Here is a 14,426-nt window from a genome sequence, read left to right as displayed (position 1 = left end):
CGTGACCCAGGATTTCAACGCTCTATTCGCCGACGCCCAACAGGCGCTGGCGCAAAACGACCTGGCCGGATGCCTTGCCCTGCTCGATCGCCTCGAAGCAGGGATCGGGCCGCATCCGGCCGTTTTGCATTTGCGGGCCTTGTGCCTTGCCCAGGGCGGTAAACTGGCCGACGCCGCAACAGCGTTTGCCCAGGCAATCGATCGGTCCGGCGCGAACCCCGATCCCGTCCTGTTGGCAAATGCTGCTCGCCTCGCGTGGGACAGGATGGATTATGCGGGCGGGCAGCGCCTGCTTCAGGATGCGGCGCGCCTCGCCCCTGACGATGCGGCGATCCAGGCCCTGCACATTTCCGCCATCCGCCGGAACACCGGCGATGACGCTGCCGAAACCGCTTTTGCGGCGGTGCTGAAAGCAAAGCCGGACTGGGCGGCGATGTGGCATTTCAGGGCCCTGTTCCTGCGCGATGCGGGCCGGCATAGCGATGCTCTTTCGGCCATCCGCCGCGCGCGCGCGCTCAATCCGGCGTCGGCCAACGCGCGCCATCTGGAAGCGCGGTTGCTGTTCGATCTCGGGCAGGATGCAGCGGGCCTTTTCGAAGAATTCTGCCGCGCGCACCCCGATGATCAGGATGCGCTGTGCGGTTGGGCCGCCGCGCTGTTCCAGTCCGGCGACCTGGACAGAGCGCTGGCTACGTTGGATGCCGCAATCGAGCGCAGGCCCGATTTTTACGGCGCCATTGACTGCCGCGTGCGGATGACCAGCCAGGCGCGGTCCGTTGACGAGGCCGCGGCATGGTTGACGCAGCGATCCCATGGACAGCCCGGCGATGCCGAACTGGCGCGCTTGCGTACGCAATTCATCTGGCGCGCGAAGGATGCAGTCGCGGCGGCTGCCATTTCCCGCCCGCTCGGCAGCGATGCGTCACTTCTCGACACCGTGCAGCAAGCCGAACTGCTGTCCGATGGCGGCGACTTTCGCGGTGCCGAAACCTTGTTCGAAGAAATCGAGGCAGACTTGGCCCGTGCCCCTGCGCAATTGCGCATGGCTCTGCCGCGGCACTATTTCCGCGCGGGCGAGGCGGAGCGGGCAACGCAGCTTGCGTTCGCGATCGCCAGCCAGACAAATCTTGTCGAAGCCTGGTCCTATGTCGAGGCCGGGTGGCGGCTGACGGGGGATCCGCGCTGGGATTGGCTGATGCGGGGAGGGGACGTGGTCCGATCTTTCGACCTGCCGTCTTTTGCCGAATATCAGGCAGCGCTGGTGCAGGATTTGCATCGGCTTCACGGCCAGATGAAGAACCAGCCTTACGAGCAAAGCGTGCGCGGGGGCACCCAGACCGATGGGTTCCTGCTCGGGCGCGCAGAACGTGCCATACAGGCCTTGCGCCGCGATCTGGACGCCAGCGTCGCGCTGTATATCCAATCGCTCGAGCAGAGCGACCGAGGCCATCCGCTTGCCCGCCTGGCAGGCGGCCATTCGCGTATCGTGGGAAGCTGGAGCGTTGCCCTGCAATCGGCAGGCCATCATTCGGCGCATTTCCACAGCGAAGGGTTGCTCAGCTCCGCCTGCTATATCGCGTTGCCCTCCGCCATGGGCGATGACGAGGCGGTCAGCCGCCACGATGGCTGGATCGAATTTGGACGCCCGCCGAAGGGGTCGGGTCTCGATCTCGAACCGTTCGCTCAGGTCGAACCGGCCGAGGGGAAGCTCGTGCTTTTCCCGTCATTCCTGTTTCACGGCACACGGCCTTTCACCTTTGGTGAGCGCCTGACCGTGGCCTTCGACATCGCTGACATTCGGCTCTGAACAAGGATCGGTGTGAACGCGGCCACAGCCGCCGTTCCGCGTGATTTTTCCTGAGATAAAGGCCCGAGACAAAAGAAAGGGGGCGGTGGTTTCCCACCGCCCCCGATCTGTTTGCAACAGCGTACCGCTTAGAAGCGGACGGTGCCCTGCAGCGAGACGTAACGACCCAGAGTGTCGTAGAAGCCTGCGTAGGTGTTGCCGTTCGTCGAGTACGAACCACCAACCAGCGGCGGGTTCTTGTCGAGGATGTTGTTGGCCGAAGCGGTGAGCGAGAAGTTCTCGGTCACGTCTGCGGTCGCCGACAGATCGAACCAGCTGTACGAGCTGATCTGGTCTGCACCGTTGGCGGCGGGGCCATCAACAGCCGACATGAAACGCCACTTGGCGCTGACGGTCAGGATTTCCGGTGCCTTGTAGGACACGCGGAAGGTGTGACGCCATTCCGGAGCTGCGAAGCAGATCGAGCTGAACGTACCGGCACAATCGTAGGGCGTGCCCGACGGATAGTCCTGGTATTCCTTCTTCAGCAGGTAGCTGCCGGTCAGACCGAAGTTGATCGAGCCGTTACCGAGGCCGAAGCGTGCCGAAGCAGCAACGTCGATGCCCTGGAAGTCACGATCGCCAAGGTTGTCGTTCGTCAGTTCGACATAACCAGCCTGGCCAAGCCAGAGGCTTCCGTTCGGCGCACGCACGATGCGGTCGCAGACGGCCGGGTTCGTACCGGTAGCACAGTCCGTGAGCTGCTGTTCGGCGGGGTAGGTGCCGATAACGTCGCTCATCTTGATCTGGTAGTAGTCGACGCTGAAGCTGGTGTTGCTGGTCGGGGTCACGACGAAACCTGCCGTGATCGTGTCAGCCTTTTCCGGGCTCAGGTTCGGGTTACCACCGTACAGACCGTTGTACTGCGACGCAGGGCTGGGGTTGATGCTGCCATACTGCGTAGCCGAAACGCCGGTGTTGGCGCACTGGGCAGCCGACAGGCTCGGGGTTGCACCCGCGCACGGATCGGTACCGCTCCAGAGACCAATGCTCTGCGGGTTGAACAGTTCAGGCGCATTCGGCGCACGAACTGCACGGTTGTAACCACCGCGGAGACGCAGGAAGTCGTTCACTTCCCAGTTCAGCTGCGCCTTGTACGTGTGCGTGCTGAACGTGTCGCCACCGGTGACGTCGTAGTTCGAGAAGCGATAGCCGAGCTCGAGACGCATGTCTTCGGCGAAGCTGTGACCCTGCAGAAGCGGGATCTGGGCTTCGGTGAAGAGTTCCTTGACGTCGAACGTACCCGAGACGGACGGGGTCGGGCCGCCCTGGCCGGCCAGAAGGCCGTTCTCGTAGATGTAGTCCGAAGTCGCACGGTATGCTTCACGACGGTATTCAGCACCGAACACCACTGCGATCGGATCGTCAGCGATTGCAATGCCCAGGTCGCCCGCGACGTATGCGGAAGCCAGGAACTGCTTGGTGGTGCCGGTACGGGTCGCGGTGGCGCTGAGGGTGCTTGCATACTCGGGAGTAACAGCGCCCGGCGTCCACACGAGGTAGGTACCGTTGTTGATGCCGTCGGCAACCGAAGGCAGGAAGAAGTCGTTCACGTAGCTGTCGGACAGCGACGACTGACCGTACTGCACGTATGCGTCGTACGACCAGTTGTCCGTGATGGAGCCGTTGGCGCCGGTCACGAGACGGAACGAGTCATGCTGGATGATGTTCTGGCGACCACCACCTTCAACGTTACGCTTGCCGATGTAAGCGCTGAAGCCTTCGATGGCTGCGGGCGAAAGGCCGTCGCCATCTTCGTAGGTCGTCGGGTTACAAAGGATCGCGAGCTGCGTTGCGCTGATGGCCGGGTTACCGGTTGCACAGTCGAAGTCATACTGTTCAGCGAAGAACGTGCCCGATTCAGCGATCTGGGCAACCGTGCTGTTGCTGGTGAACATGACTTCGGCATACGGGTTGAACGACGAGCTGACTTCGTAGTTCACCATCGCACCGAGCGAGTAACGCTCGTCCGGACGCTGGAAGTAGTTGATCGGCGCGAAGTTGTAGATGTTCGGGCCGGCGCCGTCGAAGCCGCCGCTCGAGTTGGGCGTCAGGAACGCGTTGTAATCGAAATCGGTGTCGCCAGCGATAATCGGGTACAGGTCGAAGTTTGCGATCGGCGAGTTGTACGAACCGCCGCAGGCCGTGCCAGCACCGTTGAGTGCACAGACCGAGTGGTCACGGTCGCCCTGGAAGATCGGGCTGATCTTGCGGTACGAAGCGTAGACAACTGCGTGGCCGCCTTCACCGAAACCGCCACCGAGGGTGAGGTCGGCGTTGATCTGGCGTCCGTCCATTGCGAAATCGGTCGGTACGTTGAAACCACGTGCCTGCGACTTTTCGGTGACGAAGGTGTCGCCGTTGTCGTGCATGTAGTACGAGATACCAGCGTCGAGCTGGAAGCCTTCGAAGCTGTCGTCGAGGATGAAGTTGACGACGCCGGCAACAGCGTCGGCACCGTACACCGACGAAGCACCACCGGTGGTGACGTCGATGCGCTGGACCAGCGCGCCAGGGATCTGGTTGATGTCGGCAGCGACCGAGTTAACCGAACCCGGCTGCATGCGACGGCCGTTGACCAGGACCAGCGTACGGGTCGAACCAAGACCACGAAGGTCGAGCGTTGCGGTACCGGTTGCGCCGTTCGAGATGAAGGCGTTCTGAGCGGCTTCGATCTGCGGCAGGGTTACCAGCACGTCTTCGAGACGGGTGTAGCCGGTTTCGCCGATTTCTTCAGCGGTCGTGATCGCCAGCGGCGACGACGAGTCGAGGTTTGGTTGGACGATACGCGAGCCGGTGACGATGATCGCCTGGCCCTGAGTCGTCGCAGGTGCTGCGGTTTCTTCGGCGACGTCTTGCGCCAAAACCGGCTGTGCAAACAGCGCCATGCCGAGAACGGCAGGAGCAGTGCTGGCCTTGAAATAAGTTTGGAGTTTCACTCGTAAAAGTCCTTCTTCTATGAACCCACCGAGGATCGGCAGGATACAAGAACCCCCATGGAAGGACCCGATGGCGCGGCAAAGCCGGCCGCACAGGCCCTAAGCGGAACGTGCTCTCTGCATCCGCGGATAGTTACAATGCAAAGCAAATCTGGCGCATTCGTCCAATGGCTCGCACGGTGTTGCGCTGAAGGCACACCCGGTGGTGGCGATGCCATGGTCTTGCGTTGACTACGTATGCAAGGGACATTTTACGTCCGCATCAGACCAGAACTTGACCGGCAATTGCCCGCAACCTAACCGAGTGGCAATTCGAAACCCAAAGGAGAGAGAAACCATGCCTGAAGCCTATATCGTCGAAGCCGTCCGCACGGCCGGCGGACGCCGCGGGGGTCGCCTGGCCGGCGTCCACCCCGTCGATCTTGCCGCGAAGTCGCTCGATGCGGTGATGGAACGCTCGGGTCTCGAGGCGAGGGTCATCGACGATGTGGTGATGGGCTGCGTCAGCCAGGGCGGCGAACAGGCCATGCAGGTCGGCCGCAACGCCGTGCTTGCCGCCAAGCGTCTTGGCGAAGGCGTCCCCGCCGTCACCATCGATCGCCAGTGCGGCTCCAGCCAGCAGGCGATCCAGTTCGCCGCGCAGGCCGTGATGAGCGGAACGCAGGACGTGGTGATCGCCAGCGGCGTGGAAAGCATGAGCCGGGTGCCGATGGGCTCCACCGCCATGTTCCACATGAAAGAAGGGCTGGGTAACTACAAGTCGCCGGGCCTTGAGGAAAAATACCCCGGCATCCAGTGGAGCCAGTTCATGGGCGCCGAAATGATCGTCAAGAAGCACGGCTTCACCAAGGACGATCTCGACCGGTTCGCGCTGTCGAGCCACCTGAAGGCGATCGAGGCGACGAAAAGCGGCGCGTTCGAGGCCGAAATCGTGCCGGTGGAAATCGAAACGCCCGAAGGCATGCAGATGCACACGGTGGACGAAGGCATCCGGTTCGATGCGACGCTGGAAAGCATTTCGAGCGTGAAACTGCTCAACCCCGAAGGCACGATCACCGCGGCCAGCAGCAGCCAGATCTGCGACGGGTCGAGCGCGGTCCTTGTGGTGTCGGAAAAGGCGCTGAAGGAATACGGGCTGACCCCGCTGGCGCGCATTCACAATCTGACCGTGACGGCCGGCGATCCGGTCATCATGCTGGAAGAACCCCTGTTTGCCACCGACCGTGCGCTGAAGCGCGCCGGCATGAGCATCGGCGATATCGACCTTTACGAAGTGAACGAGGCGTTTGCGCCGGTGCCGCTGGCATGGCTCAAGCATACCGGCGCCGATCCGGACCGGCTCAATGTCAACGGCGGCGCGATCGCGCTGGGCCACCCGCTCGGCGCTTCGGGCACGAAGCTGATGGCCACGCTGGTCCATGCGCTCAGGGCGCGCGGCAAGAAATACGGGCTGCAAACGATGTGCGAAGGCGGCGGCGTCGCCAACGTCACGATCATCGAGGCGCTCTGAACCTTTTTTATCTGAGAGGAATTTTTCATGGAAGTTGGTCCTAACACTCCCGCCGTCGTGACCGGCGGCGCCTCCGGCCTTGGCGCGGCAACCGCCCGCGCGCTGGCCGCCAAGGGCGCCAAGGTCGCGATTTTCGACATGAACGAAGAAAAGGGCGAAGCGCTCGCCGCCGAACTGGGCGGCGTGTTCTGCAAGGTCAACGTGACCAGCGACGACGATGTCGACGCCGGTTTCGCCAAGGCCCGCGCGGCACACGGCCAGGAACGCATCCTGGTGTGCTGCGCCGGGATCGGCAACGCGATCAAGACCGCCAGCCGCGACAAGCAGACCGGTGAGATCAAGCATTTCCCGATTTCTGCCTTCGACTTCGTCATCCAGGTCAACCTGATCGGCACGTTCCGCTGCATCGCCAAGTCGGCTGCGGGCATGATGACCCTCGATCCGATCAGCGAACACGACGGTCGCGGCGCGATCGTGAACACCGCTTCGGTAGCTGCCGAAGATGGCCAGATGGGCCAGGCCGCCTATTCCGCATCCAAGGGCGGCGTTGTCGGCATGACCTTGCCGATCGCGCGCGACCTGATGCGCGAAGGCATCCGCGTGAACACCATCCTGCCGGGTATCTTCAACACCCCGCTGATGAACGCCGCACCGCCGCAGGTGAAGGAAGCGCTGGCCGCCAGCGTCCCGTTCCCCAAACGTCTTGGCGAACCCGAAGAATACGCCAAGCTGGCGATGTGCATGATCGAAACCGGCTATTTCAACGGCGAAGACGTGCGTCTCGACGGGGCCATCCGCATGGCGCCGCGGTAAGGGAAAGGGCAGGGATGCCACTTTGCCTATCCATGGGCGAGCGCATAGGCTTGTCCGAATGACGACATCCAGACGCCCCCTTCCGACCGCTATCGACAGCTGCGGAAGGGGGCGTTTCGTTTTTGCTCCGGGGGCGTGTGCCATGTGCTCCACCCAGACGGAGTTCTCCGGGGAGAGACCGACATGACCGACTTTACGCAGATCAAGCTCGACATTGCCGATGGCATCGCCACCGTCACGCTGCATCGTCCCGAAAAGATGAATGCCTTCACCCGCGTGATGATGGACGAATTCATCGCCGCCATGGACATCACCGATGCCGACGACAGCGTGCGGGCGGTGATCGTCACGGGCGCAGGCGACCGCGCCTTTTGCGCCGGGGCCGATCTGACGCCCGAAGGCGGGGGCCATGTCTTTTCCGATCCCAACCCGGTCGATGACCTGTCCGACCAGCGCGTACGCGACGGGGGCGGGCGGCTCACGCTCAGGCTGTTCAATTCGAAGAAGCCGCTGATCGGTGCCTGCAACGGCGTGGCGGTTGGCGTGGGGATCACGATGCAGCTGCCGTTCGATATCCGCCTGTGTTCGGACAACGCGCGCTTCGGCTTCGTCTTCGCGCGCCGCGGGATCACGCCCGAAGCCGCCTCCAGCTGGTTCCTTCCCCGCCTGGTGGGAATGCAGAAAGCGCTCGAATGGTGCATGACCGGCCGGATTTTCGATGCCCAGGAAGCGCTTGCCGGTGGCCTGGTCCGCTCGGTCCATCCGCAAGGCGAACTGATGGATGCCGCCGTGGGCATCGCGCGCGAGATTGCGGACAACACGTCGGCGGTGTCGGTGGCGATGACCCGCGCGATGCTGTGGCGCCTCTCGCCGCTGGAACATCCGATGATGGCCCACCGGATCGACAGCCGCGCGATCTACCGCCTCAGCCGGGGTGGGGATGCGAAGGAAGGCATCGCCAGCTTCCTCGAAAAGCGGGCGCCGCAATATCCCGATACGGTTTCCGGCGACATGCCGGACTTCTATCCGTGGTGGGACGAACCGGGCTACGAATGACGGCTGCGCGCGGCATTTGGCGGAGATAGTTTCAGCGGCAACGGTCTTGCCAATCCGCGAAGTCGATCTAAAGCTGTAACAATGTCGTCACGCCAGCCTGCCCAGCGCCTCGCCGATTTCCTGCCGTATCAGCTTTCGATCGCATCGAATGCCGTCTCGACACGGATCGCGGAACAGTATCGCAAGCGGTTCGCCCTGAAGACCACCGAATGGCGGATCATGGCGGTTCTGGGTGACAGCGGGGTGCTGACCCAGCGCCAGCTTTCGCAGATGACGCTGATGGACAAGGTGCCGGTCAACCGCGCCTGCAAGAACCTGGAGGAACGCGGTCTCGTGCTGCGTTCACCCAACGCGCGCGACGGACGCTCGCACCTGCTCGAACTGACGACCGAGGGCAGGGCGGTCCACGCCGGGATCATGCCGCTCGCGCTCAAGATCGAGGAAGAACTGTTCGCCGTGCTCGACGACGGCGAACGCGAGGCCTTGCGCGACATGCTGGCCCGCGTGCGTGAAAACGCCGGGGACTTCGATGCAGAAAGCCTGGCCGACTAGGTCGACCAGGCTTTCGTGCATCCCGATTGTTTCGGGTTTCCGTTGTTATCCGATGCCGCCGCTGAAGGCGTCTGCGATCGAACAGGCTGCCGGGCCCAGAATAACGATGAACAGCACAGGCAGGATGAACATGATCAGCGGCACGGTCATGATGGCCGGCAGGCGCGCGGCCTTTTCTTCGGCGCGCATCATGCGTTCGTTCCGGAACTCGGCCGACAGCACGCGCAGGGCGGACGCCAGCGGAGTACCATACCGTTCGGTCTGGACCATGGTGGTCACGACACCCTTCACCGCATCGAGGTTCACACGGTACGCCAGGTTGTTGAAGGCGTGCCGGCGTTCGTTGAGGAACGACAATTCGATGGCGGTCAGCGCGAATTCGTCACCCAGTTCGGGATAGGCCCGCCCCAGTTCCTTGGCAACGCGGTTGAAGGCCGCATCGACCGTCAGGCCGGCTTCGGCGCAGATCACGAGCAGATCGAGCGCGTCCGGCAAACCCTTGCGGATCGCGTCCGAACGCTTCTTCGCGATATTTCCGAGGTAGATTTCGGGTCCCTTGTACCCTGCGAACAGGGCCGCAGCGAGCGCCATGACGCGCTTGATCTGCCAGTCGGGATAGATTTCGACCATGTAGAGGAGCACGAATGCGGTGCCGCCCAGGACGATCGGCAGCACAAGGCGCAGGCCGATGATCAGGACCGCCAGTTCCTTGTTGCGGATCCCGGCATGGGCCAGTTTCTGCTGCACGTTTTCGACCTGGCTCTGCTGCAACACCTTCATGTTGCCGAGCGTGTCCTTGATGCGTTCGGTCGTGTCGGTCTTGCGCACCAGGCTCTGGCGCTTCTTGGCCGACGAGGTCACGAGGCCCGCCTTGAGTTCTTCGCGACGGCCTTCGAGGGCCTTCACGCGTTTGCTCATCGGGTCCTTGATCGTGATGGCCGAATAGATCGCCACGAGCACCGCCAGCGCTGCAATCCCCGCGAGGATCGAACCGATGAGGATGACGTCGAAGCCGAGAAGCTTGGGGCCGGTTGAGGGATCCATGATCTACGTCTTCCTGCTCAGATTTCGAAACTGACCATCTTGGCCATGATAAAGCCGCCGATGGACATCCACACGAGGCCGCCGAGGCCGGTGACGATCAGGCGATCGTCTTCGAAGAACCCGCCGATGTAGGAGGGGTTGATCCACCAGATCAGCGTGAACACGATGAAGGGGAGCGAGCCGACGATATAGGCGGACGCCTTGGATTCGGAGCTCATCGCCTTGATCTTGAGTTTCATCTGCGCGCGCTTGCGCAGCACGTCCGCGAGGTTCGACAGCGTTTCCGCCAGGTTACCACCGGTTTCGCGCTGGATCGCGAGCGTTATGCAGAAGAAGTTGAATTCGGGAATTCCGAGGCGATCGCCCGTTTCCTGGAGCGAATCTTCCATCGTCTTGCCGATCTTGATCCGCTCGACGATGCTCTTGAATTCCTGACCCACGGGGCCAGGGACTTCCTGTGCGACGACGCCCAGCGTCTCGGTCACCGGGAGGCCCGACCGGAGGCCGCGAACGAGAAGTTCGATCCCGTCGGGGAACTTAGTGTTGAAGTTCTTGGTCCGCTTCTTGATCTGGCGGTTGACCACGAAGTGCGGCAGTCCGGCACCCATCAGGACGCCCACGCCCAGCGACAGGGCGATCGATCCGCTCTTCAGGAACAGCAGCAGCGAGATCCCGATGGCGATGCCCGCCGAAGTGTAGGCATATTGGGTCAGCGACCAGTTCTTGCCCGTCCGGTCGAGACGCACGGCCAGGGCATCGACGCGCGAACCCGACCCTGCGACGCGGTGCGTGCGGGGCTTGCGCGAGGCGATGGCTTTCTTGAGCTGCGATTCAACCTTGGCATCGGTGCTTTCGGAATGCCGATAGCGCAGTTGCTGAAGGCGGCGCTGGCCGGCCTTGCCCGCGTCGGGCCCGGCAATCAGCGTATAGCCGATCGCGAGCATGGCGAGAACGCCGGCCGCTAGCAATACGAGCTGAATGATATCCATGCGCTGACTCCGTATGTCCCAAATCCGATCCGGTGCCGGCCCCCGCGCGAAGCGGGGGGCCGGTCCGAACGCTTATTCCTGGCCCGCGTCGACGAGCGCAGGTTCCTTCTTTTTCGACAGCAGGTTCTTGAAATCGAGCCCGCCGAGCAGCGACTTCTTCGCACCCAGGCCGGAATCGGCCGAGGAGTGATCTTCGCTGCCCATGCTGACGACCCGATCGGCAACCTGCTTCATCGCGGCCGTCGCCTTGGATCCGGCGTTGGCGTCGATGAAGGTCTTGCCCAGCTTGGCGGCGTTGGCCGCCGCTTTCTGGTCGAACGGGATCGACACATCGATCTTGCGTTCGATCGAGGCTTCGAAATCGGCCTTGCTGATTTCCGCGACGCCCGGCTGGACCTTGTTGGCCACCACAAGCGGCATGGCGTGCGGGGCATTGGTCTTGAGCCAGGACAGGATGCGGATCGAATCCCGCGCCGACGCCAGCGACATTTCGGCCGCCAGAACCACCACATTCACTTCGTTCAGCAAATGCGGGAAGTTGATCATCATGTTGCGCGGAAGATCGACCACGGTCATCTCGAACGCGTGCCGGAACTCGTCCTGCAGCTGCATGAAGGCCGAACCATCGGTCATCAGCGGCTGGTTGATCGGCGCTTCGGCCGACAGGATCGCCAGATTGTCGTTCGCACGGATCATGGCGCGTTCGATAAACAGGCCGTCGATGCGGCTCGGATTGTCGATCGCATCGGTCAGGCCGCGGCCCGGCTCCAGATCGAGCGCGAGAGCGCCGGTTCCGAAGTGGACGTCGAGATCAAGCATGGCGGTGGCCAGCTTGCGCTCGGTCGCGAAATTCCACGCCAGCGAGGTCGCCAGCGTCGATGCGCCCACGCCGCCGCGAGTGCCGATGACAGCGGTGGAAATATGGCGCTTGGCCATTTCTTCATCGCTGAGGCGCGGTGCGGCGAAGATCGCCTGGGCCTGGTTGAGGGAATCGCGGAGCATGCTGGCCGACAGCGGCTTGAGCAGGTAATCGTTGATGCCCGATGCCAGCAGGTCGCGATAAAGGCGCACGTCGTTCACCTGGCCGATGGCGATAACCACCGTGCCCGGCTCGCAGACTTCTGCCAGCGCGTTGATGTCGTTCAGCGGGTCGCCGCTTTCGGACAGGTCCACCATCAGGATGTTCGGGCTGGCCGACACCGACAGCGACTGGACCGCGTTGCGCAGGCCGCCCTTGTTGCACTTTTCAGGCTGCCAGCCGAGTTCGATCACCACCGGACGAAGGACGTCGAGCGCTGCCTCGTCACAGATATAGGCGGCGAATGCGTCGCGGTTGCCCGGCATTCCGGATTTCAAGGAAGCGCTCATTGGATCAATTCCCCCCTTCGCTGGTCTTCACTTCAGCCAGCCCCTGCGAGCCCGTGGGCGGCAGTTCGCGGTACGTGTCGATCGCCTTGTTCGAACTCATGATCACGGTTTCGCCCGTGCCCTGCTGGCCTGCGATGAGGTCTTCGGGATTGGCGATCATCGCCGCCATGTTCGAGTTCACCGAGCATCCGTAATTGGGATAGCTGGCGTTGGCGTAGTTGATGTCGCTCTTGGCCGACCAGTCGGGGCAGCCCGGAACACTGGCCAGAGTGCGCGAGATGACCACGCGAACACGGCCCGGATCGACATAGCCATCGGTTGGGACGACGCCGTCGCTGACCAGGATGCCATAGCGTCCGGCAAGGCGCGAAACCGCGTCGCGCACACCGGCGCTGTTGGTCGGATCGTCGACGGCGACACGGTCACCGTAGCGAAGTTCCATCGACTGGAACCATCCGACCAGACGCTGCTGTTCGCTGACCGGAAGGCCATCGCCCTGGGTCGCCACGTCGAGCGTGTAGTGGGTCCGTTCGACCACAGGCTGCTTGGTCGAATAGAGCGACCGGTTTTCAGGCATGCCGCCGCAGGCGCCGAGGCCCAGCGAGAGCGAGAGGGCCAGTGCCGCGGCCGTCTTGCGGGTAAGATCGTTACGCATCGCTATTTCCTTCTCACTCGAAGCTGAAGCCGGGCTTGGCGGCCGGGTCGGCCTCCGCGCGGCGCGGCTGGACAGGGCCGGTATTCGCCTGGGCATCGCCCGCAGGCTGTGCCTGCGAGATGCCCGGCGTTGCCGGCTGCGTGCTTTCCTTCATGGTCGGACCGGGACGCTTCACGCCGCTCTGGCCGTCATTTTCCATGTAACCGACGATGCTCTGGATTTCGTTCGGAGCCCGGAACCCGTCGGTCGGAAGGACGATGTCGCTCGCGTTGACCGGCTTAACCAGATAAGGGGTCACGATGATGACCAGCTCGGTCTCGCCCTTCTGATAGCTCTTCGAGCGGAACAGATTGCCGAGGATCGGCACATCGCCCAGACCAGGGGTCTTCTCGAGGACATTCTGCGAGTTGTTCTGCATCAGGCCCGCGATCATGAAGCTCTGGCCGGAGCCGAGTTCGATCGTGGTTTCCGCGCGGCGGGTGGTAAGCGCCGGGATCGAGAAGCCGTTGAGCGTGACCGCCCCGCGGCTCGACAGTTCCGACACTTCCGGACGCACGCGGATCGAGATGCGGCCATTCGACAGCACCGTTGGCGTGTACGTCAGGCTGACACCGTAGTTCTTGTACTCGACCGAAGTCGTGCCAAGGCCCTGGCTCTGCGGGATCGGGAATTCGCCACCGGCAAGGAATTCGGCCGTTTCGCCCGAAAGAGCGGTCAGGTTCGGTTCCGAAATCGTGGTGACGAGGCCGACCTGTTCGCCGAGGTCGAGCGTGGCCAGCAGGTCGAGGCCGAGAATGTCCGCGCCAAGGGAAAGCAGTGTGCCATTGCGGCCCGGAGCTGCCTCGAAGCGGCGTTCGGTGGTCACGAAACGCTGGTTGATGATGTCATACGGGCGCAATTCGCTGGTGCAGCCCATGCGGAAAACCGCGCAGGGGTCCAGCGGAACGACCGCACTCGACGGCGTGTCGCCGACGATGCTGCCCGGATTGTTGCGAAGCGCGCCGACGACGATGCCGTTGGACTGGTCGCGCGTCACCAGGTTGGAACTGATGTTGCGCACCAGCGACCGGCTGACTTCGGCGAACCGCACGCGCAGGTTGACCTGAAGCGGGGTTGCCATGCGCAGGCGGCTGATGACGTTGGCGCCTTCGCCGACGAACGCTTCGACCAGGCGCTGGGCCTCCGAAGCGTCTTCGGGGGCGGCAACGGTACCGGTCAGCAGCACGGTGTTGGTGCCCATGGTGGACACGTTGACCTTGGCTTCGGGCATCGCGAGCGCCAGCATCTGGTCGATGCTGCCGATGTTCGAACCGACGCGGACGTTGGCCGACCACACGATGTCGCCGGCAGAGTTGCTGGCGTAAACGGTGGTTTCGCCGCCGGCCTTGCCGAAGACATACAGCTGGCGCTGCGATTTCACCTGGACGTCGGCGATGCTTTCATCGGCGACGAACACGTCGGACATGGTCCCCGGAATGGTGACCAGTTCGCCGCGACCGATCGAAAGTACGACTTCCGTGCTCGGGCGGGCGACCGTCTGGGCGGTGGCGACATTTGCCGGGATGCTGGCCAGTGGCGCGATCGCCAGGCTGGCGAGCAGCATTTTGGTGGAAAGACGACGTTTCATGGAATTGCCCCCTGAATGGCTTCCTGT

General features: G+C 63.0%; 11 protein-coding genes. 5 read left to right on the top strand and 6 right to left on the bottom strand.

Annotated elements, in window-relative coordinates; genetic code table 11:
- The first annotated feature begins 1 nt into the window (after position 1).
- Positions 2-1,807, top strand: coding sequence for a putative 2OG-Fe(II) oxygenase (locus VR863_RS09645; RefSeq protein ID WP_324828254.1), 1,806 nt, complete (start codon positions 2-4; stop codon positions 1,805-1,807).
- Between the two features lie 128 nt (positions 1,808-1,935).
- Here the strand turns inward: VR863_RS09645 and VR863_RS09640 are convergent, their stop codons facing one another.
- Positions 1,936-4,785 (bottom strand): TonB-dependent receptor domain-containing protein, encoded by a 2,850-nt coding sequence (locus tag VR863_RS09640; protein ID WP_324828253.1) that lies wholly within the window; start codon positions 4,783-4,785, stop codon positions 1,936-1,938.
- Positions 4,786-5,122: 337 nt separating this feature from the next.
- Between VR863_RS09640 and VR863_RS09635 the strand changes: the two genes are divergently transcribed.
- The 4 genes from VR863_RS09635 (at position 5,123) to VR863_RS09620 (ending at position 8,716) form a co-directional block, all read left to right on the top strand.
- On the top strand, positions 5,123-6,295 hold the full coding sequence (locus tag VR863_RS09635) for an acetyl-CoA C-acetyltransferase (protein WP_324828252.1): 1,173 nt from the start codon (positions 5,123-5,125) through the stop codon (positions 6,293-6,295).
- A 27-nt stretch (positions 6,296-6,322) separates the two neighbouring features.
- Positions 6,323-7,108 carry an SDR family NAD(P)-dependent oxidoreductase gene (locus VR863_RS09630; protein WP_324828251.1) on the top strand — a complete coding sequence of 262 codons (786 nt, stop codon included), beginning with the start codon at positions 6,323-6,325 and terminating at the stop codon, positions 7,106-7,108.
- A gap of 183 nt (positions 7,109-7,291) precedes the next feature.
- Positions 7,292-8,164, top strand: coding sequence for a crotonase/enoyl-CoA hydratase family protein (locus tag VR863_RS09625; protein ID WP_324828250.1), 873 nt, complete (start codon positions 7,292-7,294; stop codon positions 8,162-8,164).
- Positions 8,165-8,245: 81 nt separating this feature from the next.
- Entirely contained in the window at positions 8,246-8,716 is a 471-nt protein-coding gene (locus VR863_RS09620) for a MarR family winged helix-turn-helix transcriptional regulator (RefSeq protein WP_324828249.1), read from the top strand.
- A gap of 45 nt (positions 8,717-8,761) precedes the next feature.
- Here the strand turns inward: VR863_RS09620 and VR863_RS09615 are convergent, their stop codons facing one another.
- The 5 genes from VR863_RS09615 to VR863_RS09595 form a co-directional block, all read right to left on the bottom strand.
- Positions 8,762-9,760, bottom strand: coding sequence for a type II secretion system F family protein (locus VR863_RS09615; RefSeq protein WP_434784984.1), 999 nt, complete (start codon positions 9,758-9,760; stop codon positions 8,762-8,764).
- Between the two features lie 17 nt (positions 9,761-9,777).
- The gene (locus tag VR863_RS09610; RefSeq protein ID WP_324828248.1) at positions 9,778-10,749 is read right to left on the bottom strand and encodes a type II secretion system F family protein; all 972 of its coding nucleotides are present in this window, start codon (positions 10,747-10,749) and stop codon (positions 9,778-9,780) included.
- Positions 10,750-10,821: 72 nt separating this feature from the next.
- Complete coding sequence (locus VR863_RS09605; protein ID WP_324828247.1) at positions 10,822-12,117, bottom strand: pilus assembly protein CpaE; 1,296 nt, start codon at positions 12,115-12,117, stop codon at positions 10,822-10,824.
- Positions 12,118-12,121: 4 nt separating this feature from the next.
- Positions 12,122-12,772, bottom strand: coding sequence for a CpaD family pilus assembly protein (locus tag VR863_RS09600; RefSeq protein WP_324828246.1), 651 nt, complete (start codon positions 12,770-12,772; stop codon positions 12,122-12,124).
- Positions 12,773-12,785: 13 nt separating this feature from the next.
- Complete coding sequence (locus VR863_RS09595; RefSeq protein ID WP_324828245.1) at positions 12,786-14,399, bottom strand: type II and III secretion system protein family protein; 1,614 nt, start codon at positions 14,397-14,399, stop codon at positions 12,786-12,788.
- Between the last annotated feature and the right edge of the window lie 27 nt (positions 14,400-14,426).

Origin of the sequence: Qipengyuania zhejiangensis (assembly GCF_035607565.1) — a bacterium.
Classification (GTDB): Bacteria; Pseudomonadota; Alphaproteobacteria; order Sphingomonadales; family Sphingomonadaceae; genus Qipengyuania; species Qipengyuania zhejiangensis.
The sequence above is the reverse complement of the archived record's forward strand: the minus strand, read 5'-3'. Positions and strand labels throughout refer to the sequence as shown.

Bases quoted from the DNA above. Each gene is read 5' to 3' on its own strand.
- VR863_RS09605 (WP_324828247.1), bottom strand. From the start codon at position 12,117: ATGAGCGCTTCCTTGAAATCCGGAATGCCGGGCAACCGCGACGCATTC.
- VR863_RS09610 (WP_324828248.1), bottom strand. From the start codon at position 10,749: ATGGATATCATTCAGCTCGTATTGCTAGCGGCCGGCGTTCTCGCCATG.
- VR863_RS09635 (WP_324828252.1), top strand. From the start codon at position 5,123: ATGCCTGAAGCCTATATCGTCGAAGCCGTCCGCACGGCCGGCGGACGC.
- VR863_RS09630 (WP_324828251.1), top strand. From the start codon at position 6,323: ATGGAAGTTGGTCCTAACACTCCCGCCGTCGTGACCGGCGGCGCCTCC.
- VR863_RS09620 (WP_324828249.1), top strand. From the start codon at position 8,246: ATGTCGTCACGCCAGCCTGCCCAGCGCCTCGCCGATTTCCTGCCGTAT.
- VR863_RS09615 (WP_434784984.1), bottom strand. From the start codon at position 9,760: ATGGATCCCTCAACCGGCCCCAAGCTTCTCGGCTTCGACGTCATCCTC.
- VR863_RS09600 (WP_324828246.1), bottom strand. From the start codon at position 12,772: ATGCGTAACGATCTTACCCGCAAGACGGCCGCGGCACTGGCCCTCTCG.
- VR863_RS09625 (WP_324828250.1), top strand. From the start codon at position 7,292: ATGACCGACTTTACGCAGATCAAGCTCGACATTGCCGATGGCATCGCC.
- VR863_RS09595 (WP_324828245.1), bottom strand. From the start codon at position 14,399: ATGAAACGTCGTCTTTCCACCAAAATGCTGCTCGCCAGCCTGGCGATC.